The sequence below is a fragment of the Paenisporosarcina sp. OV554 genome (genome assembly GCF_003058165.1).
In the GTDB taxonomy this organism is placed as follows: Bacteria; Bacillota; Bacilli; order Bacillales_A; family Planococcaceae; genus Paenisporosarcina.
Genome location: NZ_QBUC01000033.1, coordinates 1 through 23,218, shown reverse-complemented (window position 1 = coordinate 23,218; position 23,218 = coordinate 1). Strand labels below are relative to the sequence as shown.

Here is a 23,218-nt window from a genome sequence, read left to right as displayed (position 1 = left end):
TGATTCGCTGGCACAAGTTGTTCTAAAGCAATCATTTCAATTTGATCTCGTTGAATTGCATTATGTTTTGTAAGCATTATTATCACCTCAAGATTATATACTTCTATTATAAAAACAAAAAAGACTGTAGACAAACTCGATTTTATCGAGTTTGTCTACAGTCTGGCCGATTGCATACAACTGCAATCGGTTTTTGATTTATGTTATGGACTTACTACTGATTCCGTAACTGTTAACGTTCGATTAGTTGAATTCATCCTCACGGTTGCTCCAATTGGTATAGCTGCTTTGAATCGTCCGTGTGCTGTGGCTAAATTACTCAATATAGGTTTTCCTAAAGGAACCAAAAATTCATCAATGAGTTCATTGTAAGTGACACCGTAGGCAGGTATACAATTGGTACATTCACCCATAAGTATGCCAATGCAGTCGTCAAATTTCCCGGCTAGTTTTAAGTGGTTTAAGTAGCGATACACCGTGTTTATTGGTTCATGTGTTTCTTCTAGACATAATATCTTTCCTTGTGTATTAATTTCAAAAGAGGTGCCTAACGTTCCCACAAAAGAGGTAAGGTTCCCTCCGACGATTGGACCTGTAACATCTCCGGGGACTTTGGTTACTAAAGGCATCCCTGGTGGATTATTGATTTGCCACGGTGCCGATATAGCTGAAGTAGCCGCGAAAAATTGATTGAAATTATAAGCGGGTGTTTGAGGGTTGAAATCTAGCAATAGAAGACTTTGAAAAGTGATTAAATTTGAATACTCATACAGTGCATTTAACAATACGGTAATGTCACTGTAGCCAGAAATAATTTTTGGGTTTTTAGTGATTACAGAGAAATCTAGGAAGGGGAGAATGCCTGCCACGCCAACTCCTCCCCTTGTCGGTAAAATACAAGTTACGGCTTTATTTTCAAACATCATCATTAAATCGGCTGCGCGTTGCTCTGGAGTACCCGCAAGAAATCCAACAGAATCATAAACATGATCTCCGACTAAAACACTGAATCCCATATTTTCTAATGTAGCAATACCTTCATTGATTACGGTAGGATTTAACGGGCTGCCTAACGTGACAATTCCAATAGTATCTCCAGCTTTAAGCTGAGGGGGCTTTATAGCCATGGCAATAAACTCCTTTCATAAAAGAGACATTCTTACATTGTATGGTTTTTATATGGAGAAAGTACGAAGCGCTAAATGAAATTAACATTGATAGTAGACATCCATATGATTTAAAGTCAAAACAGGGGTAGAATAGAGAAAAAGAAATGAATGGGTGATTATATGAAAAAAAAAATAAAGCTTAAAGTGAAATCGAATTATGCTAAAAATATCAAAGCTGGCTACCCACTTATTATGGAAGAAGCAATTGTTAACATGAAGGATGTACACGAAGAGGGTACCATCATCGAGTTAATTGATGATAGTCATCATTTTCTTGGTAAAGGTTACTATGGCAAGCAAAACAAGGGTCGAGGATGGGTGTTAAGCCAAAATCAACATGAAACATTCGATGTCCAATTTTTCGAGAAAAAGTTGAAACTTGCTATAGAACATCGTTCATCTCTGTTTCAAGATTCAACAACAACCGCTTTCCGTGTTTTTAATGGAGAGGGTGACGGCGTCGGGGGATTAACGATTGATTTTTATGAGGGCTACTACGTCATTAGTTGGTATAGCGAAGGGATTTATCAGTTCAAAAATGAAGTAATTCAAGCATTAACAAATATAGTCAATATAAAAGGCCTATATGAAAAGAAACGTTTTGCATCACAAGGAACATATATGGAAGATGATGATTTTATTTCAGGAGAGAAGGCACCTGAGCCGTTACTTGTTAAGGAAAATGACATGAATTTTGCTGTGTATTTAAATGATGGTGCCATGGTAGGTATTTTCTTAGATCAACGAGATGTACGTAAGACAATCCGGGAATCATATTCTCAAGGGAAAAATGTATTGAACACTTTTTCTTATACGGGAGCTTTTTCAGTAGCTGCTGCACTTGGTGGTGCTACCAAAACAACAAGTGTGGATTTAGCAAATCGTAGCAAAAGCAAAACCATTGAGCAGTTTAGTGTGAATGCCATTGATTATGAAGCACAGGATATTATCGTGGAAGATGTTTTTAACTACTTTAAATATGCTGTTAGGAAAAAATTAACATTTGATTTGGTCATTTTAGATCCTCCAAGTTTTGCACGCTCTAAAAAACATACATTTAGCGCTGGAAAAGACTATCCAGAATTGTTAGTGCAAGCTATTTCAATTACAGAAAAAAATGGGATCATCGTCGCGTCATCTAACTGTAGTACGTTTGGAATGGCAAAATTTAAAGGGTTTATTGAAAAAGCATTTAAACAAACAGGCGGTAAATATGTTATCCGTGAAGAGTTTAGTCTTCCAACTGACTTTAAAACTATCAATGAGTATAAAGAAGGTGACTATTTAAAAGTCGTCTTTATAGAGAAATTAATTTAATCCAAAATCACTTTGCAAGAAATAATTAATTTGTGTTACCTTGTGTTTTGTGTAAAGGAAATTGTCTTGAATTAATTATAAAAATAACTTACTAAAACTTATATCAAAATTAATATTTTAATTACTTGAACTACCTAAACAGAGTCTATTCTCTTTAGGTAGTTTTTAGTATGATGATTTCGTAGCTAATAGTGAAAAATAATCAGAATTTATTAAATAATCAACAAAAAATAAATAAAACAATTGAACAAAAGTATTTCAACAGTTAATATTTACCTAGTAATATGAATGGAAGAGGTATCTACTTGGAACTACTAACTGTGAATTTCTTATTTAATTTATCATTATTAATCGTATTTCTATTCTTTTGTATCATGTGGGCCGAGAAATCTGGTAAAAAGCGTTTGGACAAAGGAACAGCCATATTATATTTTGTCTGTTCTCTGGTGCTCTGCATTATCTTTTCTTACAGACTTAATGAAGGAATGGTATTAGATTTGAGGATTGTTCCATATTTGATTGGAAGCCTTTATATGGGGCTAAGTCCGATATTAGGTTTATTAATCATATTAATTCGGGCATTTCATGGATTCGATATAGGGTTTTATATAGGTGTAGTATTTTATGGATTGTTTAGCTTTTTATTATGGTACATTTCTCCATGGTTTAAAAAACGCACTCCAAAATTCAGAATACTTTTTTCAGTCGGTCTCACTCTTTTGGTAAGTCTGCTCATATTAGTCGGAATCGAAATTATTGCCCCTCCAAGCCATTCACTCGATTTGTGGTTTGCCTATCTTTTTGTGCCACCACTTGGGGTTGCAATGATTTCTTATACTATAGAAGTAAGTGAAAATAATATTCTAATGCAACAACGATTGGTAAAATCAGAAAAATTAGAGGCAGTTGAACAAATGGGTGCTGCCATATCTCATGAAATTAGGAATCCCTTAACATCTGCAATGGGATTTCTTCAACTTCTAGATGATGATTTATTACATGTTGAGAAAAGGAATCAATACATCTCAATTATTAAAGAGGAATTACAGTCAGCCGAAAAAGTTATCCAAGATTATTTAACATTTTCCAAACCTATGCTGGAATCAATAGAAGTGTTCAGTGTTCAAGAGGAGCTTAACAAAATTCTTAATTTGCTCCAGCCTACAGCGAATAAGAATTCCGTAAAAGTGGCAAGTGATTACTCATCATTCAATTTAATTGAAGGGGATCGCCAAAAATTTCATCAATGTTTTATTAATGTAGTTAAAAATGCGATTGAGTCGATGCCAAATGGTGGGGAATTATCGATAACTACATTCGCAAATTCTTCACATGTAACCATTAATGTCCAAGATACAGGTGTTGGAATGACGAAAGAACATATAGAACGCCTAGGTGAACCATATTATTCAACAAAAGGGAACAATGGAACAGGTCTCGGTGTAATGGTGGCACATAGCATTGTAAGAGCTATGAATGGGACTGTAAACGTTAAAAGTAAGGTGGGGGTTGGTACGGTATTTACGTTTACTTTTCATTTGTCTTTACAAAACGAAAAAAATCCAACAAATTAAGACTTTAACTTTGCTCCAGTCGCAGTATTTCCAACAATAGCAAAAAGGCAGTTCCTAAAATAATGGAACTGCCTCTTTTTTATGGCTCCAGTTTGACGAAGTAGCCTTTCATAACTCCAATAGCGATTAGGGCGTGTAAAAATTCTCGGTATAATATGGCTGGTTTTTATCGTTAAAGGCGACACCTACACCGAGGAATTTAAAGTCCCGTTTCAATAAATTTTTTCTGTGACCGATAGAGTTCATTAATCCTTCATGTGCAAAAATACTACTTGACTGACCGTAGGCTAAGTTTTCCCCAGCTACTGAATAATTAATTTCGTCCATAGACATTCGCTCAAAAGGAGATTGCCCAGCTAAATTAGTGTGGCTAAAGTAATTGTGTTCAGCCATATCTAGACTATGTTTGTAGGCAGTCCCTCGTATCGTTGATTCCCATGTAACTGGTGGAATTTTGTGATGAACACGTGCAGCATTCGTTAAGTCAAATAATTGGAATTCGAATCCCTCTCTTAAATCCTTGCTAGTGTTGCCATATAAGGCAGGTTTCTGTTTTTCCAGACCTTCCGATAGGATTTGTATGGCAGTTACTGTATCGTTCTCATGCACGTCATAAAATACTGTTACATATACATTTTCGATTAAGAATGTATCCATCTCACCATCATCGTTCAAAATATAATTGATATTTCCTTTTTGAATTTGTTTGATTGGTTTACCCATGGCTTTTTGAACAACGGATTTAGGGCTATTTAATTTAATTCCAAAAGAGGATGCAATTAAATCATTATTAGTGAATAAACCGTTGACTCGGGAAGAATCATCAAAGGAAACCATCATAAAGTTTTGAAAGTCTTTGTGAAATGTGTGCCACTCTGACCCATATTCATTTGTAGTAATCCTTTTTGCTGTCCCGAGTTCTTGAGTGACACTATCCATTTTGTCCCCAATCTGGATGTTGTACACCGAAAACAAACCATCAGTAGGAGTAGCTAAGGTTGGTTTCTCAACTTGAGTAACAGGGTCATAACTGGTTTCATTTGCTGCCAACTTTTCTGGCAGCGTTGCAATTGTACGGGATAGATCATCTATTGCGTTGTTAATATATGGTTGGTCTTTTAAGAATTTATAGCTTTTAATTACTTGTTCGTCCATCGTATCTAAAAAAGAAACGTCAATATATTGACTGACGGGCTTTTCCCAGAGTGGACTTGTTAAATAGGCTACTAAAAGCAAAGTAAGTATTGAACTAAGGTAACGCAAGTATGCCACTCCTTTCGGCTTCCCAGTTAATAATAGAATATAGAGTATGAATGCCCTTAAGAAAGGACTTGTCTTATTACAGAATATCCATTTATTTAAACTAGAATACGTGATGTGCGATTAGTTTCAAAATAAGTTATGAATATAAACGGATAGGGATTAGAATAAGGTTATTAAATGAAAGATTAGGGTGTTATATGGATTCGATTCTTCTGTATTTACAAGATATGAGTTTTTACATGGTATTAATTTTGCCTGTTATTATTGTCGTACGTGTCGTTCAAATAATTAAAGCAAAAAAGAAAACGACAGTGCCTCGTGAATTAGGTATTATCGTGTTTTTTATGTTCCTTACAGGATTGTTATCACAAACGATTTTACCGGAGTTGAGTGTTCAAGAAGGAGTAATAGAACTTACTAATGGCGATCATCAGGCCATAAATGTTGAGCCATTTAGGGTATTAACCGAGACCTATAATGCCATCAGGTACTTGGATTTGTGGCAACCTTTTTTTATTAATTTCGTCGGTAATATTGTAATGTTTATACCCATTGGTTTTCTGTTACCGTTGTTATGGAAAAAGTTTAATCGAGCCTGGCGAACGATTGGAATAGGATTTTTAATATCATTTTTTATCGAACTCTTACAGCTACCTCAAATGCGCAGTAGTGATGTGGATGACTTGTGGCTTAATACATTGGGCGCTTGCATCGGATATTTACTATATAAAAAAATTCCAAATAACTTCAAAGAAAGTTTTAACCGTAAACAATCTGGGTAAACATCGTGAGAGTATTAAATATTAAGGAGTAAATCATCATGATCCCACAAATAGAATCAAAAATGGATGGAAAAAAAATGAACGTAATTGACGAGTTAGTTGAGCAAGGTGTTTTCAAAGTAGAAGGAAAACAATTATATGAACTATCATTATATGAGTTAATCAAAGAACATATGGAAAATGCCAAGTAATGATGCGTCAGAGTGACAGGAGTAATCCTGTTATTCTGACTCTTTTTTAAGTGAACTTATAAAGGTGAATTCAAAACAGATTGAAGGTTCTCTTAAACTTTTGGTGCAAAAATGATATAATTTTACCTTGGGGATTTAAATATGCCTCATTAGATGAAAAAGTAAGTTGAAGTATTTTCTAAAGAAGAGTAAATGTACGTAGAAGTTTATTATTCACGTTACAATAAAAATACACATTATGTTTTTGGAAAAGAGAGTTGATATCACAATGACAACTAATCATTCGTTTTTACCTATTTTGCTCGGTTCTGATATGAATGCATATGGAATGGCAAGAGCCTTCCATGAAGCTTACGGTTTAAAGCCACTTGTTTTAGGGCGTATGAATTTATCAGCAACACAAGATAGCAAAATATTGGATTTTCAAGTTATACCTCATTTAAACGAACAAGATGTCTTCGTTCCAGCGCTTATTAAAGTGGCGAGTGAACATGCAGATAAAAAGCTATTACTTTTAGCTTGTGGAGACGATTATGCAAAATTAATTATTAAAAATAAAGACCAACTATCAAAATATTTTGCGGTCCCATACATTGATGAAAAATTGATGGATCGTATTGTATTAAAAGAGAATTTCTATAATATCTGTGAGCAATATGGTTTTGCTTATCCGAAAACATCACTTTGTACATTTGAAACGAAAGATTCTTTTACGATAGATTTTATGTATCCGATCATCATAAAAGCATCAAATTCGGTAGAATACTGGAATTGTTCGTTCCCAGGAAAGAAAAAAGTATTTGTGGCGCATGATGAAGCAGAAAAAGACGCGATAATCGAAGCTATTTATAAATCTACGTACAAAGACAATCTAACGATTCAAGAATTTATTCCGGGCGATGATTCTTATATGCGTGTGTTAAATGCGTATGTAGGGAAAGATGGGAAAGTCAAACTCATGTCATTAGGAAACCCGATTTTAGAAGAACATTCTCCAGAAGGTATTGGAAGCTATGCGGCTATCATTAATACGTTCGATGAAGCTTTACTTGACAAGGTTCGTGTGTTTTTAGAAGATATGGGTTACAACGGCTTCGCAAATTTTGATATGAAATTGGATTTACGCGATGGTGAATACAAATTGTTTGAGATTAACTTGAGAAATGGCCGCAGTAGTTACTATGTTACTGCAAGTGGTCATAACTTAATGAAGTATGTGGCTGATGATCATATGCTTAATATTCCTCAAACGTTAACGTATGCAAAAGACAAACATCTTTGGATGATTATTCCTAAAGGCGTGTTATTTAAATATGCTCAAAATGATCAGCTAAAACAGCAAGCAAAAGAGTTAATTGCTGAAGGGAAAGTAACGAATCACTTATTTTATAAAGAAGATTTTAATCCGAAACGTTGGGCAAAATTAACTTTGAATAATTTAAATTACTATCGCAAATATAAAAAATACTTCAATAACAAAGGTTTGTCATAAGTTATGAATAAGAAAGTTTTAGGCATCATCGGTGGGGTTGGCCCGCTTGCAACGATGTTGCTTGGTGAAATGATAGTAAAACGGACAAAAGCCCAAACGGATCAACAACATGTCAATATGGCGATTACCAATAATACAAGCATTCCTGACCGTACAACATATATATTGGATCGATCTAAAGCTAATCCTGTTCCTGTAATGATTTCAGATGCTGCTAAGTTAAGATCAATTGGCGCTGAAGTTTTAGCTATTCCATGTAATACCGCTCACTCTTTTTATCAAGAAATTCAAGAGGGAGCGGACATGCATGTTTTGCATATGATTAATGAAACAGCAAAACGAGCAGCACAAACAGGTTCGAAAAAAGTCGGTATCTTAGCAACAACTGGGACATTAACTACTTCTGTATATCAGTTGGCTTGCCAACATGCAGGAGTTCAACCAATTGTCCCAGATGAAGAAACACAAGAAATGGTCATGTCTGTTATTTATGATGATGTGAAAGCTGGACGACCTGTCGACTTTTTAAAATGGCAACAAATCATTAATAAGTTTGACGAACTCGGTTGCGACCGTATCATTTTGGGTTGTACTGAATTGTCAATTGTAAAAAAAGAGTTAAATCTTGATGATATGTACATTGATTCTATGATGGTATTGGCTGAAAGTGCGATTTTAGCATGTGGCTACGAATTAAAGGATTAACTAACTCTGTCCCTACTAGGGACAGAGTTTTTATTATGAAAAAAACAACTATTCCTAGCAGGAAAAGGCTTAAAATAGCGAATTATGGTACAATAAGTGCATGTATATATAAAGGTGGAGTATCCAATGTCATTTATCGAAAACTTAAAACCCGAACTTCAAAACAAATGGAAATTCAGCTATGAGATGCCTGTTCAGACACAATTAATCCCGTACATGCTAGACGGGAAAGACGTTGTAGCGCAATCTCCTACTGGTTCAGGTAAAACATTAGCTTATGTTTTGCCAATCCTTAATCAAGTGGATGGTTTACTACAAAAAACGCAAGCAATTATCGTTGCTCCTTCACAAGAGCTATCGATGCAAATTGTCGAAGTGCTACGTGAATGGACAGAAGGAACTGACATTACAGTTGCTCAATTAATTGGTGGAGCTAATATGGCTCGTCAACTAGAGAAACTAAAGAAAAAACCCACAATTGTGGTAGGAACGCCAGGTCGTTTGCATGAATTAATGAAAGCTAAGAAACTTAAGCTTCATGATTTACGACATATTGTATTAGATGAAGGTGATCAGTTATTAGCAAGAGAACATCGGAATGTGGCAAAAGCAATTATTGAAGGAGCTAATCATGACCGACAAATCGTAGTCGTTTCAGCAACGATTACTGAAGAAATCGAGTTAGTAGCTAGTCGCTTGATGAAAGATCCTATCCGCATTCATGTAACTCATGAAGAGTTACCTGCACAAGGGAAGGTAGTCCATTCCTTTGTAAAAGTAGAAGAGCGAGATAAAACGGATTTACTAAGACGGTTAGCACATATGGATGGATTACGAGGATTAGCATTTGTTAACAATCTAGATCAGTTGCTAATGAAAGAATCGAAATTGAAATTCCGAGATGCTAAAATTGTTGCCTTACATTCAGATATGAAAAAAGAAGAACGTAAGCAAGCATTAGCTTCTTTCCGTAAAGGTGAAGTAAGCATCTTAATTGCTACGGATATTGCAGCTCGTGGTTTGGATATTGAAGGCTTGACACATGTTATTCATGTCGATGTACCACATATGATCGAGCCATATTTGCATCGTTCAGGCCGAACAGGTCGGGCAGGTGCTGATGGAGAAGTATTATCATTATTAACTTACACAGATGAAAAAAATTATAAAAAATGGACGAAAGAGTTACCATCGAAACCCGTTCAAAAAGTATGGGATCAAGGTACTTTAATCGAAGGTTCTTCTAAAACCTTGCTACAAAGGGGGAAAAAGAAATGACGTTTGAAGAAAAATTAACAGAATACGCGGATTTAGCTGTACGTGTAGGAATAAACGTCCAACCTGGTCAGTATGTGTTAATAAACACGACTACAGATACTCTTGATTTTACTCGTTTAGTTGTTAAAAAGGCTTACGAAGCAGGAGCGAAACGTGTCCACGTTAATTTCGCAGATGGCCCCACAAATCGTGCTTTTTATGACCTTGCACCTGATTCTGAAATGCATGAGTTTCCTGCATGGGTGGTCACTCAAAGAGATGAATTAATTGATCAACAAGGATCATTATTATGGATCGATGCGGAAGATCCTGATTTATTAGCAGGTGTTCCTGCCAAACGCATATCTGATCAACAAAAAGTAGCAGGACGTGCGTTAGAAAAATATCGTGCTTCTGTTATGTCAGATAAAATTTCTTGGTCAATTGTCGCAATACCATCTGAAATGTGGGCGAAAAAAGTCTTTCCAGACTTACCACAAGATAAGCAAGTTCCCGCTTTATGGGACGCCATTTTTAAAACAGTGCGTATTGGTGAAGGCAATGCTGTCGAACTGTGGAAGAAACATATTCGTGAATTAGAAAAACGTGCTAGTGCATTAAATGATAAAAGATTTAAGAAAATTATTTATAAAGCTCCTGGTACAGATTTAACAATCGAATTACCAGAAAAACATTTATGGATGACTGGTGCTAGTAGAACACCTAATCGAACTGCATTTATTGCCAATATGCCAACTGAAGAAGTGTATACAGCCCCTTTGAAATTAGGTGTTAACGGGCATGTCCGTAATACAAAACCATTTGTCTATCAAGGCAATATTATTGATGGGTTTACCTTGACGTTTGAAAATGGGAAAATCGTTAAAGCACTTGCAGAACAAGGAAATGATTTACTGCAACAGTTGCTTCAAAACGACAAAGGATCATGCTACCTTGGAGAGTTAGCCTTAGTACCTCATGAATCACCTATTTCATCATCAGGAATTTTGTTCTACAATACCTTGTTTGATGAAAATGCATCAAACCATTTAGCGATTGGTGAAGCTTACCCAACTTGTGTTGAAGGTGCTCGTGATTTAGAAGAAGCACAACTTCAAGCATTAGGGTTAAACACATCGATTACTCATGAAGATTTCATGATTGGTAGCGGAGAGATGGATATTGATGGTGAACGTCACGATGGAACAATCGAAGCAATTTTCCGAAAAGGCAACTGGGCATTTTAATCTATGATAAAAAAACAATTAATTATTCTTTTTGTAGTCATGGGTTTATTTCTTGTACCTATTCAAACTAGCGCTCAAGTATTTGGGCCGGTTTCGTATGTGGCACTCGGAGATTCTCTCGCCGCTGGTCAAACACCTACTCGTGAAATTGATACGGGATACAGTGATTTAATAGCCCAAGAAATTGGACGTAATCAACCGCTTGCTTTTTTTTCGAAAGATTTAGCATTTCCAGGGTTTACAACAACAGATGTGCTGGAGCGGTTGCAATCTAAAGAAGCGAAACCCTTGCTTCAAAATGCAAACGTCATTACGATTTCAGCTGGAGCAAATGATCTTTTACGTTTGATACAATCAGATGCGAAGTCAGGTTCATTAACATTTCAACAAATTCCTGTAGATTATTCATTAAACAACGTTCGGAAAAATATGATTAACATTCTCAGTGACTTAAAAAAAATAGCACCAAAAGCACAAGTGTATGTAATGGGATATTATTTTGCATATCCACATGCTCGTGACTCACAGAAAGCCGGCATCGCTCAACAATTGAATCGACTGAATGAAATTTTAGCAAAAGTAGCGGAAGAAGCGGATGTGCAATTCGTGTCAGTTGACGCTGCATTTGGGGATAATGCGACTGGAAAAGTACCAAATCCAGCAGATGTACATCCAAATGTAGAAGGATATAGAGACATGGCAAACAGCTTTTTCAATGTGTATGCAAGTGGTGCTATGCAGGTAGTGAAAAATGAAATTCCACCAGCAAATCCTCTTACGTTTGAGAAGATTATGCAACAACAAAGCCTTACCAAAGATACTGATGAATCTGCAATTTTGCCTTCGTCCTTACTAGGTAAAGAATTGTTAGCGTTAGCTGAATTAAAGCCGCTCATATAAAAAAGTTGGAACTCAATATTATGAGTTCCAACTTTTTATTTACGTGAATATGCGGTATTAGTAGTTTTCTTTTTATCCATTGCTTTTTTCACGATTGGAATAATGATGGGTGCAAATTTTATCACCGTTTTAACTAATTTGCCAAGTTTCATTTATATCGCTCCTATCACTATTGTATAGTGATGTATTTCCCGAATTAGAATATATTAAACCTTTTGTATTACTTTAATTCCTTGCACTATGTTCCAAATCAGTACTACGATGGATAAAATGCCATAGAGCAACATAAACAATATAGGAATACCAGCTGCCATGAAATCAAAAGAGGAAGTGACATCTGGAGCCATTGAGTAATCCATAGTATTAAACATCGAAAATGAACTAACCATTAAAACAAAAAATCCAATAATACCTAGAGCTACAGGAATTAAGTGTGAAAGGAACGACCGTTTTGCATGATACTTTACATCCGTATCTGGGGAAATAAAGTAAACAATTAGTGGCAATAAAAATGGAGCAAAAAAAACACTAAAATAGCATAAAGCGGATAATACACGATTATCCAAAACTACTCCTCCTCTAAACGATAGTAGTTACTTATACGGATTATCCTGTAATTGGTTTCAACGTAACGCATATTTTGTTAAAATATCTGCATATTGTTCCACAGAAGAAATTAACACGTATTCGTTCGGTCCGTGCCAATCCTCACCGCTAGGACCAAATTCTATTGCACCAGCACCGGTCTTAGCATAATAGCGGGTATCTGCAGCACCATGTTGCCCAAATAACACAGCATCTTTTTGTGTTACTTCAGCTGTTACGAGAGCCAGTGATTGAACAAAAGGATTATCTTCAGTGGTTGTAATTGCAGGTGTTTTGCCTCCAGCTTTAACGATGTTTTTCGGATTGATTGATTGTGCAAGTTCAGTCATTTCTTCGATAATATCTTCCCAGTTTTGACCTGGCACAAACCTAATATCATAATTGACTTCACATTGATCAGGCACTACATTATACCGATCACCTGCTTGAATTTTAGCCAAATTAATTGAAGGATATTCATAATACTCATTGCTTGCTTTCGTGAAAGGCAATGTTTTTAGCTTCTCATGAAACAAATAGGAAGCTTCAACAGCATTCGTTCCTTCCCAAGGACGTGAACCGTGTGCTGCTTTTCCAAAAAGCGTTACATTAGCATGTAAGATTCCTTTTGATTGAACGCTGAGTTTCAAGTGTGTGGGCTCTCCGCATATAACAAAATCACCCGTTCGTCCAATCTCAACTAGATGACCAGATGTTTTTCGACCACCAGTTTCCTCATCAGTTACGATGTGTAAGATGATACGTTGATTTAATTCCTCTCGTGCCGAATAAATGCGACGGTAAGCTTCCATCATTGCTGCAACGCCCGCTTTCATATCCGCAGAACCACGACCATACAGACGATCACCGTCAATAATAGGATTAAATTGTTCGATTTTTGCAGGTACAACATCTACATGTCCATTCCAAACAATTGTAGTGTCTCCTTGTCCAATCTCTGCGTGGATCATTAATCGTCCTTCGTTTTCAATAATTTCATGTGTAATTTCATGACTGTCAAGCCACTTAGAACAAAAGCGAAGTGCATCATTAGCACCTTCCTCGGTATCACTTTTGATTGCCACTAAATTCTTCAACATCTCGATCATGATCCTTCACATCCTTAGTTTATTAATCTTGTATGTTCAGTATATCGATTGACTCGATAAAAGTCACAGAACGACTGAACCCTCTTGCTTCTATTTCCCTCTTTCTGTACAATTAACCCGTATTATCAAAAATAGATGTAAGTACCACAAGGGGAGCCTGAAATGGCTGAGAGTGAACCAAAAAAGTTCTAACCCTAAGAACCTGTAAGTTAATGCTTGCGCAGGGATGTGGATAGAAACCGACTCCAACGACGTCAGGCTCTGTCCTAGAGGTCGTTTTTTTGTGTTTTTTTCACCCTGACATGCGGTTTGCAGTACATCGCAAAAGGAGGAAGAAAGATGAGAAATAAAAAAGTATTGTTGTTAGTCGAGATTGCAATCTTTGCCGCGTTAGGATTTGTATTGGATTTCGTTGCTTTTAAAATGCCACAAGGGGGATCAGTCAGTTTAGTGATGGTGCCAATTGTATTAATGGCGTTTCGTAGAGGTGCTTTAGCTGGTGTCATCACTGGCTTATTAGTAGGATTGTTACAGATTGTTTCAGGATTAATCTCTGTAGCCCCATTATCGTTTAGTTTTGTAGTCATGCAAGTCATTCTGGACTATTTAATTGCATACGGTGTTGTGGGAATCGCAGGTTTATTCCGTTCTCAATATTTAAATTATGCACAACAATATAAACGTGGAAATATGATAATTACCATTGTTTCGGCTGTATTGATTGCGTCATTACTACGTTATATAGTTCACACGATCACTGGGATCTTCTTCTTTGCTATGTATGTTCCAGAAAACGAAAACTTGTATACGTATTCGATTATTTATAACGCAACCTACATGATTCCGATATTCTTCCTCACAGCAATAGTGTGTTCAATACTATTTATCACAGCGCAACGTTTGCTTGAACCAAGCAAAGTCTAATCTTGGAGATGAATGAACTCATGTACATTTCGAAGCAAATGGACATAAACTGATTTGTATAGTTGGAAATAGTTTAATAGTGAGCGAAAACTGACTTTAGAAGGATGAGTGACTGAAGTACCTACAGAAAGATGGAAACCGTCTTCAGAAAGATGAGTGACAAAGTTACCCACGGATGAATGGAAACCGTCTTCAAGGAGACAGAAAAAACCTCGAATGGTCGGAAACCATCTTTGAGTGGTCGGAAACTGCTTGTGAATGGTCGGAAACTACCTTTGAGTGGTCGTAAATTGCCTGTGAGTGGTCATAAACTATCTTTAGAAGGATGAGTGACTGAAGTACCTACAGAAAGATGGAATTTGTCTTCAAGGAGACAGAAAAAACCTCGAATGGTCAGAAACCATCTTTGAGTGGTCGGAAACTGCTTGTGAATGGTCGAAAACTATTCTCAACAAGATTTAGTCCTCTTCTGCTTGCGAAATTCAAGTAAAGAATCAGGAAAAAATTCCCGAATGTTCAGAATGGTCTTGTCATATGGGAAAGTGCCTTTTCTTATGGTATAGTATGGGATATATATTTTGAGAAAGAAGGATTTTAAGAATATGATTGCAAAAACTACTGAAGACTACGAAGCGTTAAAAACTATAGGCAGAATCGTTGCTGAGATTCGCGACGCGATGCGTGCAGCAACAAAAGCTGGTATAACAACGAAAGAACTTGATGACCTTGGTGGACGCATGTTTGAAGAAACAGGAGCCATATCAGGTCCTAAAGGGGAGTATGATTTCCCTGGTTACACTTGTATCAGCGTTAACGAGGAAGTCGCGCATGGCATCCCAGGTGCACGCGTCATTAAAGATGGGGATCTCGTAAACATTGATGTTTCTGGATCACTAAATGGCTATTTTGCAGATACAGGCATTTCCTTCGTTGTTGGTGAAGGCTATGAGAAAATAGAAAAACTTTGTGATGTGGCAGAGAGTGCTTTTAATCGTGCTATGTTAAAAGTAAAAGCGGGAGCACGCTTAAACCAAATCGGTAAAGCTGTAGAACGTGAAGCAAAGCTTAATGGCTTTACTGTCATTATGAACTTAACCGGTCATGGGATTGGGAAATCTCTTCATGAATCGCCTCAACATATTTTAAATTATTATGACGCATGGGAACCGACAATCTTGAAGGAAGGAATGGTTCTAGCTGTTGAGCCATTTATTTCTGAAAAAGCGGAACATATCGTTGAATCTGGAGATGGTTGGACTTTTTTAACGCCAGACAAATCACTTGTTGCACAAATTGAGCATACAGTCATTGTCACTAAGGGTGAACCAATCTTAATCACAAAAATTAATTAACACACAAAAACACCAACTGAGCGATTGCGCAGTTGGTGTTTTTTATCTTATTTAAGTAAATAGCATTATATTATCCTACTACGTTCTTGATGAAGTGCTAGAGTGGGACATTGATTTCTTCATAAAAATAATACCAGCGAGCATAACTGCACTTAAAAAGAGAGCGGCAGTAGAGACCAGCAATTCTTCAAAGCCATTGCGGACAGCTATGCCGATAAAAGCCCAAATAAAGACGAACACATAAGTAATATCAAAATAATGGTAACGAATATGTAATGCTAGTGCTGTACCGACAGTCATCATAATAACTGCCCATAAGGGGTCGCTTAATCCCCAGCCATTCCATTCATAGTAGGTTAAAACATAACTAATATTAGCAATCGTCGCGACACTGATCCACCCTAAATATACGGAAATAGGTAAACGGCTCTTGATACTATTATCTGAAACCGAATAAGTTCGATATAAAAGGAGAAGTGTGATAAGAAATCCTATCATTACGATGACTGTAAATAAAAATTTCTCATAATGCCAGAAATAAATCCAAGCTATATTTAACACACAACTTATGATAAACAGGGTGGAGCGCTTTGAATAGTTAGCATCACCTTGTTTACTTTTTTTCCACATGCCAACAAGCCAAACGATTAACAATACGTATATGACAGACCATATCGAGAATACATACCCAGCTGGTGTAAATAAAACTGGAAGTCGATTTGATATCTCACCTGTAGTTTGATTATTTAAAGGCAAAATATTAGCTAATGCGTTAACAGTAATTACACTAAACAGTGCGATGACCATAATTGAGAAACGACCCATAGCGTTCACCTCCTATACATTAGTATAACGTCATGCAACAGTAACAACAAATTCAAATTTACCAAGCTGATAAGAAAAATGGAAGTATTAATGTTTTAAAAACCATTCTAGAACATATCATGCAAGTGTGCATTGAAAAAAGGATACCCGCTATTAATCCTTATAACGATGTTTCGCAAGCCGAAGAAGCATGATATAATTATGTAGTATTTTCGGAAAATTTAGAAAGACATGGGGGAAATGAGTTTGACTACCAAAACATATGCTGAAATATGGGATTTAGACGTATTTTTTAAAGGGGGAAGTTCTTCTCCTGAACTTCGCGAACACTTGAATGCTTTAAATGTAAAATTAGATTCATTTGAACAAACATTAACTAAATTTGATGTACCAAAAAATGAGTCAGACGTTGATAAAATTGCATCAATCATAGAAGGAACGAAACAAGTTGCTGAAAATTTATCACAAGCTGGAGCGGTCGTTGGGTGTTATCTAGCTCAAGATACCACTGATAAACAAGCAAACTTATTACAAGGTGAAATAGGCTCATTAGGAGCTCGTTTTTCTTCATCCATGTTAGTTGTTCAACAACAGTTGTCAAGAACTGAAGACAGTGTTTGGACTAGTTTGATGCAAGATAATCGTTTAAAGAAATTTTCTTTTGTATTGAACGAATGGCGAGATGAAGCAAAAGAATTGCTGTCAGAAAAAGAAGAAGACATGATTACGGCTCTTGGTGTGGATGGATATCATGGGTGGAGCCAACTTTATGATTTGCTAGTTGGTGACGTGAAAGTTCGTGTCACAGTTGATGGAGTAGAAAAAGAGTTTTCTGTTGGTCAAGCCAGTAACTTAAGTTCTCATTCGGATGGATCAGTTCGTAAAGATTCTTTCGAAGCACTTGAACAAGCCTGGACAGACAAAGAAGAGTTTTTTGCTAAAACATTAAATCATATGGCTGGTTTCCGATTAGCAGTGTATAAAAAACGTGGTTGGGACTCAGTATTAAAAGAACCACTTGATATGAATCGAATGAAGCAAGAAACGTTAGATGCTATGTGGGGAGCGATAAGCGCTCATAAAGCACCATTTGTAAAATATTTAAAGCGTAAGTCAGAGTTAGTTGGTGCAGATGCTATGCATTGGTACGATTTAGATGCACCTGTAACTGAATCCACACAAAAAGTTTCGTATCAAGAAGGTGCGGAATTTATTTTAAAACAATTCGGAAAATTCGGACCAGAACTTGAGAAATTCTCGCGTAAAGCATTTGAAGATGAATGGATTGAAGCTGAGGACCGTCCGAATAAACGTCCAGGTGGATTCTGTACTGGTATGCCTTTGTCTGAGCAGTCACGTATTTTTATGACATATAGCGGAACGATGTCTAATGTTGCAACACTCGCTCATGAACTTGGTCATGCTTTCCATTCATACGCACTAAGACCAGTGCACTGGATGAATCGTCAATATGCTATGGGTGTTGCTGAAACAGCTTCAACATTTGCAGAAATGATCGTTGCAGATGCTGCCGTTAAAGAAGCGACAACAGCTGATGAAAAATTAGCGTTACTAGAAGATAAAATTCAACGCAGTGTAGCATTCTTTATGAATATCCATGCGCGTTTCTTGTTCGAAACACGTTTCTATGAAGAACGCAAAAATGGGATTGTTTCAGCTAGCCGTTTAAATACTTTAATGGAAGAAGCACAACGTGAAGCATTCGGTGATGGTCTAGGTGATGTACATCCACATTTCTGGGCATCTAAACTTCATTTCTATATCTCACGTGTACCATTTTATAACTTCCCATACACTTTTGGTTACTTATTCAGCTTGAGCATTTATGCGAAAGCGATTGAAGAAGGAAGCAGTTTTGAAGAGAAGTATATTGCTTTACTTCAAGATACGGCCATTATGTCAGTTGAAGACTTAGCTATGAAACATTTAGATGAAGACATCACGCAACACGCTTTCTGGGAAAAAGGAATAGCACTTTGTATTAAAGACGTAGAAGAGTTTCTTGCATTAACCTCATCTAAAGGGTGATTTTATATGATTTTACTTGAAGGCCAAACCTGCTTTTTACGAACATTACGCGAAGATGACGCCGTTGAATTAGCTCATCTTGTAACAAAAAACAGATTTTACTGGTCTGTTTTTGAACCGAGACATCAAGATTCGTATTTTACTGCTGCTGTCCAACGAGAGAAAATCTTGGAATCATTACATCATATGAAAAATCAGCGTGAATTCAGTTTTGGAATATATGATGTAAAAACAAATTACTTGGTAGGTCATATATCAATGTATGGCATTAAAAGACTGCCATTTTCTAGTTCTTTTATCGGCTATTCTATTGATGAAATGAATGTGGGTAAAGGAATTGGTACTGAAGCAGTTCAACTTGTTGTGAAATATGGAATGGAAGTTGTCGGTTTACATCGAATAGAAGCTTATGTGTCACCACGTAATTTCGGATCGATTCGTGTATTGGAAAAAGCGAATTTGCAACAAGAGGGTTTACTTCGACAACTGCTATTCATTAATGGACAATGGGAAGATCATTATTTGTATGCAATTCTCGAAAATGATTATTGAAAAGGTAAGGCCGCTTGGCGGAAATGGCGAATAATGCTAAAAGGTTGGTTTCTCACTTGAGAAGCCAACCTTTTATGTCGATTTCCCGGGAAATATAACGAGACTTAGGCGGATATATTTACATCCTAATAAAACCGCCATATACTATGATTATAAATCCAATAAGAATAGTAGGTATTAATATGAAAACAATTCCGAAGCCTCTCGTATTAGCTAATCAGTGGACAATTGTATTATCAGTAGTCCTTTCACTTATAACTCAAACAGCATGGATTTTACTTATTCCTTTAATTTCAAGTCTATTAGGCTTACTTACTGGATTCAATCCGGTATTAGCAGTCGTTAAGAAGCTTTTAACCAAACCAGCTAATCAATATGTCCAAGAAGATTATGCTCAACTACAATTTAACCAGTGGTTAGCTGTAGGGTTTTTAATTATTGCTTGTATCAGTTATTTCCTGAAATGGTCCATTATGTTTAACGTTGCTACGATAATGGTTGGTTTAGCTGCGCTCGTAGCCATATTAGGTTTTTGTATTGGTTGTTTCATTCGTTTTCAATATCAACAGTGGATGTATCGACGGAAAAAATCTTCTGCAGAATAAGAAAAGAGCCCAATATTGGGCTCTTTTTGCATTTAATTTTCTTTTACCATATCCAGTCTTCCTGTAGCAGGATCAATGACTAAACCGTGGACAGGGAAACCTTTCACCATCAATGGATGATTTTTAACCATGTCTACACTATGTCTTACACTCTCATGAACATCTTCAAATCCTCGTAACCACTCGTTTAATTCAACGCCAGAGTAGTTCAACATATTAATGGTGTCATGAGAGATACCGCGATCTACCATTTTTTGCAGCATTTCTTCTGGTTGAATGGCACTCATACCACAATCATAGTGACCGATAATGTATATTTCTTCCGCATGTAATTCATAAACAGCAACGAGTAAACTGCGCATAATACCACCAAAAGGATGATTAATAACTGCGCCTGCACTTTTTACGATTTTTACATCACCATTTTTAAAATTCATAGCTTTTGGTAATAGTTCAAATAAACGTGCATCCATGCATGTTAAAATAACAATTTTTTTGTCTGGGAATTTTGTTGTAGTAAATTCTTCGTATTGTTTCTCTGATACAAATTTTTGATTGAAAGAAAGTATTTCGTTTAGTAATGTCATGTGGTAGTACCTCCTATGTATATTACATTCTTATTGTAGATGATTTTCATCATTCTTAGCCACTTTTATGTCACAAAATAAGACAAACAATTACGTGAAGAACGCTACATCCATTGAGTCTAAAGGAAATGTTGATTAAACTAGAATTATGTAGAAACACAAAGGATGAATATAAACATGGATAACTCATTGCTATTAGATCAGGCGAGTACTTTTCTTTTTCAATATGGTAAAGAAAACGGACTTTCTGAAGAAACAATAATGAATCGTCAAAGTATGATAAAAGACGAAATCGAATCGACGGGAACCTATACACACACCCTTGAGGAAATCACATATGGAGCAAAGCTTGCTTGGCGTAATAGTGCGAAATGTATTGGACGTTTATTTTGGGAAACACTCGATGTGTTTGATGCCCGGAACGTTACTTCACAAGAAGATATAGAACAACATATTCATCATCATATTCTTCATGCCACTAATGGCGGGAAGATCCGATCAACCATTACTATTTTTCCGGAAATTAGTTCGTCCCATAAAGTCCAATTGTGGAGCCCTCAATTAATTCGCTACGCTGGTTATCAGAAAGAATCTGGGAAGATAATAGGAGATCCAGCTAATCTAGAATTAACAAGAGTTGCGGAACGTTTAGGTTGGCAAGGAGACGGTACACCTTATGATATTTTACCGGTTCTATTTCAATGGAATGAGGAGCCTCCAAGTGTAGTACAAATCGCAAAAGAAGAAGTTCTAGAAGTACAAATCGACCATCCAATTAATTTAGACTGGAAACCTCTGAATTTAAAATGGTATGCTGTGCCAATCATCTCAGATCGCTATCTTGAAATTGGTGGATTGTCCTATCCAGCTCCGTTTAACGGTTGGTATATGGAGACAGAAATTGCGGCACGGAATTTAGTGGACTCTTATCGATACAATCGATTAAGAGACGTTGCGAATCAGTTAAAGCTTGATACATCGAGTACTACAACGTTTTGGAGAGACCGAGCTTTAGTTGAATTGCAACATGCTGTGTATGCATCTTTTAGACAAGCCGGTGTTCAAATGGTAGACCATTATACAGCTGCTCAACAATTCCAGGCCTTTCGTGAAAAAGAAGAAAAACAACAAAGGGAAGTGAAAGGGGATTGGACTTGGCTTATTCCACCAGTTTCTCCTGCATTGACACCCATTTTTCACCAAGGAATCATTAATGAAGAATTGTCTCCAAATTTTATTAAGCAAAAACGACCAAAACTTTTCAAAAAAATTAGCGAGATGACAGAATCATCTCGCCCTACAGGTTGTCCGTTTCATTTGTGATTAACGGGCAACTTTTTGTATTTTATCCATCATGACTAGTGAGCGTCCTGTACCAATTGCTACAGACTCAAGTGGTTGCGGAGCGATGTGAACAGGAACAGAAATTTCGTTAGATAACCATTCTTGCATCCCTTTTAATAAAGCACCGCCACCTGTTAATACAACACCTTGATCTACTATGTCTCCAGAAAGTTCTGGAGGGCAACTTTCAAGCGTTACGCGAATCGCTTCTAATATCGATAATAATGATTCTTTTAATGTTTCTTGTACTTCAACGGAGCTAATTGTAATAGTCTTTGGAAGACCTGTCATAACGTCACGCCCACGTACTTCCATTGTTTCTAAAGTGTGTGGAACTAAAGCATAACCGACTTCCATTTTGATTCTTTCCGCAGTACGTTCACCAATCAACACGTTGAATTGTTTGCGAACAAAATGAATGATGTCTTCATCCATGCGATCACCTGCGATTTTAACTGTATTTGATGAAACAACCCCACCAAATGAAATGATTCCTACTTCAGTTGTCCCACCGCCTATATCAACTATGACACTAGCAATTGGCTCGCTAACCGGAAGATCGGCACCTATAGCCGCCGCTACAGGCTCTTCAATAAGATGAACTTCTTTAGCACCACTATTTTTAACCGCATCATGAATTGCACGGCGTTCTACTGATGTTGCACCAGATGGTGTACATACCATAACATTAGGTTTACGAATAGAGCTTCCTAGTTTTTTTCCTACTTTTCTCATTACCATGCGTAACATATCAGTTGTAACATCAAAATCAGCAATGACCCCATCTTTTAATGGTCGAATAACTGTAATAGAACCTGGAGTTTTACCAATCATACTCTTCGCTTCTTCACCAAATGCAATAACTTGTCTTGTTTTTGTATCCACCGCAACTACCGATGGCTCATTTAAAATAATGCCTTTATTTTTTGTATATACAAGGATATTTGCTGTTCCTAAATCTATCCCTAAATCTATTCCTGAAAACATTCAGATTCCTCCTTAAAACGGTTTGCTACATTAGTATAGAGGATTATAGTACATATACCATATGGTACTTAATGGTAGTTATCAATTGTTGCAGGGATTTTTGGGTATTTAGGAGGTTGTAGGTAGAATAAAATAAGTAATAAGAAGCACTCTGTCATTTTGCTGTTATCTTGTTGTTGTTAAAATGTAAACAAATTGTTAAGTCATAACAAAGCAGCCTTCCTAGGAAGGCTGCTTCAGACTGTAGACAAACTCGATAAAATCGAGTTTGTCTACAGTCTTTTTTGTTTTTATAATAGAAGTATATAATCTTGAGGTGATAATAATGCTTACAAAACATAATGCAATTCAACGAGATCAAATTGAAATGATTGCTTTAGAACAACTTGTGCCAGCGAATCA

22 protein-coding genes and 1 riboswitch are annotated in these 23,218 nt (G+C 36.5%); of the genes, 15 read left to right on the top strand and 7 right to left on the bottom strand.

Features of this window, described 5'->3' with window-relative positions; all coding sequences use genetic code 11:
• Positions 1-203: 203 nt before the first annotated feature.
• The gene (locus tag C8K15_RS18395) at positions 204-1,127 is read right to left on the bottom strand and encodes a S66 peptidase family protein (protein WP_108587877.1); all 924 of its coding nucleotides are present in this window, start codon (positions 1,125-1,127) and stop codon (positions 204-206) included.
• Between the two features lie 162 nt (positions 1,128-1,289).
• On the opposite strand from C8K15_RS18395, the gene C8K15_RS18390 reads away from it, so the two are divergent.
• Together C8K15_RS18390 and C8K15_RS18385 are read left to right on the top strand one after the other, a co-directional pair.
• A complete protein-coding gene (locus C8K15_RS18390; protein ID WP_108587878.1) occupies positions 1,290-2,486 on the top strand; it encodes a class I SAM-dependent rRNA methyltransferase in 1,197 nt (398 codons plus the stop codon).
• 305 nt (positions 2,487-2,791) lie between these two features.
• On the top strand, positions 2,792-4,060 hold the full coding sequence (locus tag C8K15_RS18385) for a sensor histidine kinase (RefSeq protein WP_108587876.1): 1,269 nt from the start codon (positions 2,792-2,794) through the stop codon (positions 4,058-4,060).
• A 126-nt stretch (positions 4,061-4,186) separates the two neighbouring features.
• Here C8K15_RS18385 and C8K15_RS18380 read toward each other — a convergent pair whose 3' ends face one another.
• The gene (locus tag C8K15_RS18380; RefSeq protein ID WP_304590802.1) at positions 4,187-5,332 is read right to left on the bottom strand and encodes a CAP domain-containing protein; all 1,146 of its coding nucleotides are present in this window, start codon (positions 5,330-5,332) and stop codon (positions 4,187-4,189) included.
• Positions 5,333-5,550: 218 nt separating this feature from the next.
• Here C8K15_RS18380 and C8K15_RS18375 point away from each other — a divergent pair, with 218 nt between their 5' ends.
• The 7 genes from C8K15_RS18375 (at position 5,551) to C8K15_RS18345 (ending at position 11,897) form a co-directional block, all read left to right on the top strand.
• On the top strand, positions 5,551-6,105 hold the full coding sequence (locus tag C8K15_RS18375) for a VanZ family protein (protein WP_233260560.1): 555 nt from the start codon (positions 5,551-5,553) through the stop codon (positions 6,103-6,105).
• A 38-nt stretch (positions 6,106-6,143) separates the two neighbouring features.
• Positions 6,144-6,296, top strand: a complete 153-nt coding sequence (locus tag C8K15_RS18370; RefSeq protein ID WP_108587873.1) for a Fur-regulated basic protein FbpA — start codon at positions 6,144-6,146, stop codon at positions 6,294-6,296.
• 268 nt (positions 6,297-6,564) lie between these two features.
• Positions 6,565-7,788: a carboxylate--amine ligase gene (locus tag C8K15_RS18365; RefSeq protein WP_108587872.1), complete on the top strand. Its 1,224-nt coding sequence runs from the start codon at positions 6,565-6,567 to the stop codon at positions 7,786-7,788.
• A gap of 3 nt (positions 7,789-7,791) precedes the next feature.
• Positions 7,792-8,493, top strand: a complete 702-nt coding sequence (gene cuyB, locus C8K15_RS18360) for a cysteate racemase (RefSeq protein ID WP_108587871.1) — start codon at positions 7,792-7,794, stop codon at positions 8,491-8,493.
• A gap of 126 nt (positions 8,494-8,619) precedes the next feature.
• Positions 8,620-9,771 carry a DEAD/DEAH box helicase gene (locus C8K15_RS18355; protein WP_108587870.1) on the top strand — a complete coding sequence of 384 codons (1,152 nt, stop codon included), beginning with the start codon at positions 8,620-8,622 and terminating at the stop codon, positions 9,769-9,771.
• Positions 9,768-10,997, top strand: coding sequence for an aminopeptidase (locus C8K15_RS18350; RefSeq protein ID WP_108587869.1), 1,230 nt, complete (start codon positions 9,768-9,770; stop codon positions 10,995-10,997). Before C8K15_RS18355 ends, C8K15_RS18350 begins: the two co-directional genes overlap by 4 nt.
• A gap of 3 nt (positions 10,998-11,000) precedes the next feature.
• Positions 11,001-11,897, top strand: coding sequence for an SGNH/GDSL hydrolase family protein (locus C8K15_RS18345; RefSeq protein ID WP_108587868.1), 897 nt, complete (start codon positions 11,001-11,003; stop codon positions 11,895-11,897).
• Positions 11,898-12,103: 206 nt separating this feature from the next.
• Here the strand turns inward: C8K15_RS18345 and C8K15_RS18340 are convergent, their stop codons facing one another.
• Both C8K15_RS18340 and C8K15_RS18335 read right to left on the bottom strand, forming a co-directional pair.
• Positions 12,104-12,463 carry a magnetosome magnetite crystal formation protein family gene (locus C8K15_RS18340; RefSeq protein ID WP_108587867.1) on the bottom strand — a complete coding sequence of 120 codons (360 nt, stop codon included), beginning with the start codon at positions 12,461-12,463 and terminating at the stop codon, positions 12,104-12,106.
• A gap of 57 nt (positions 12,464-12,520) precedes the next feature.
• Positions 12,521-13,591: a M20 family metallopeptidase gene (locus tag C8K15_RS18335; protein ID WP_108587866.1), complete on the bottom strand. Its 1,071-nt coding sequence runs from the start codon at positions 13,589-13,591 to the stop codon at positions 12,521-12,523.
• A 139-nt stretch (positions 13,592-13,730) separates the two neighbouring features.
• Positions 13,731-13,835, top strand: a riboswitch (TPP riboswitch).
• 95 nt (positions 13,836-13,930) lie between these two features.
• Here C8K15_RS18335 and thiT point away from each other — a divergent pair.
• Positions 13,931-14,515 carry an energy-coupled thiamine transporter ThiT gene (thiT, locus tag C8K15_RS18330; protein ID WP_108587865.1) on the top strand — a complete coding sequence of 195 codons (585 nt, stop codon included), beginning with the start codon at positions 13,931-13,933 and terminating at the stop codon, positions 14,513-14,515.
• Between the two features lie 602 nt (positions 14,516-15,117).
• Positions 15,118-15,867: a type I methionyl aminopeptidase gene (gene map / locus C8K15_RS18325; protein ID WP_108587864.1), complete on the top strand. Its 750-nt coding sequence runs from the start codon at positions 15,118-15,120 to the stop codon at positions 15,865-15,867.
• Between the two features lie 78 nt (positions 15,868-15,945).
• Here the strand turns inward: map and C8K15_RS18320 are convergent, their stop codons facing one another.
• On the bottom strand, positions 15,946-16,692 hold the full coding sequence (locus tag C8K15_RS18320) for a TspO/MBR family protein (protein WP_108587863.1): 747 nt from the start codon (positions 16,690-16,692) through the stop codon (positions 15,946-15,948).
• A 246-nt stretch (positions 16,693-16,938) separates the two neighbouring features.
• Here C8K15_RS18320 and C8K15_RS18315 point away from each other — a divergent pair, with 246 nt between their 5' ends.
• The 3 genes from C8K15_RS18315 (at position 16,939) to C8K15_RS18305 (ending at position 19,898) form a co-directional block, all read left to right on the top strand.
• The gene (locus tag C8K15_RS18315) at positions 16,939-18,741 is read left to right on the top strand and encodes a M3 family oligoendopeptidase (protein ID WP_108587862.1); all 1,803 of its coding nucleotides are present in this window, start codon (positions 16,939-16,941) and stop codon (positions 18,739-18,741) included.
• 6 nt (positions 18,742-18,747) lie between these two features.
• A complete protein-coding gene (locus tag C8K15_RS18310; RefSeq protein WP_108587861.1) occupies positions 18,748-19,293 on the top strand; it encodes a GNAT family N-acetyltransferase in 546 nt (181 codons plus the stop codon).
• 182 nt (positions 19,294-19,475) lie between these two features.
• Positions 19,476-19,898 (top strand): DUF4395 domain-containing protein, encoded by a 423-nt coding sequence (locus C8K15_RS18305; RefSeq protein WP_108587860.1) that lies wholly within the window; start codon positions 19,476-19,478, stop codon positions 19,896-19,898.
• A gap of 32 nt (positions 19,899-19,930) precedes the next feature.
• Here the strand turns inward: C8K15_RS18305 and C8K15_RS18300 are convergent, their stop codons facing one another.
• Positions 19,931-20,485 (bottom strand): beta-class carbonic anhydrase, encoded by a 555-nt coding sequence (locus tag C8K15_RS18300; protein ID WP_108587859.1) that lies wholly within the window; start codon positions 20,483-20,485, stop codon positions 19,931-19,933.
• Positions 20,486-20,662: 177 nt separating this feature from the next.
• On the opposite strand from C8K15_RS18300, the gene C8K15_RS18295 reads away from it, so the two are divergent.
• A complete protein-coding gene (locus C8K15_RS18295) occupies positions 20,663-21,808 on the top strand; it encodes a nitric oxide synthase oxygenase (protein WP_108587858.1) in 1,146 nt (381 codons plus the stop codon).
• Here C8K15_RS18295 and mreBH read toward each other — a convergent pair whose 3' ends face one another.
• Positions 21,809-22,816: a rod-share determining protein MreBH gene (mreBH, locus tag C8K15_RS18290; RefSeq protein WP_108587857.1), complete on the bottom strand. Its 1,008-nt coding sequence runs from the start codon at positions 22,814-22,816 to the stop codon at positions 21,809-21,811.
• Between the last annotated feature and the right edge of the window lie 402 nt (positions 22,817-23,218).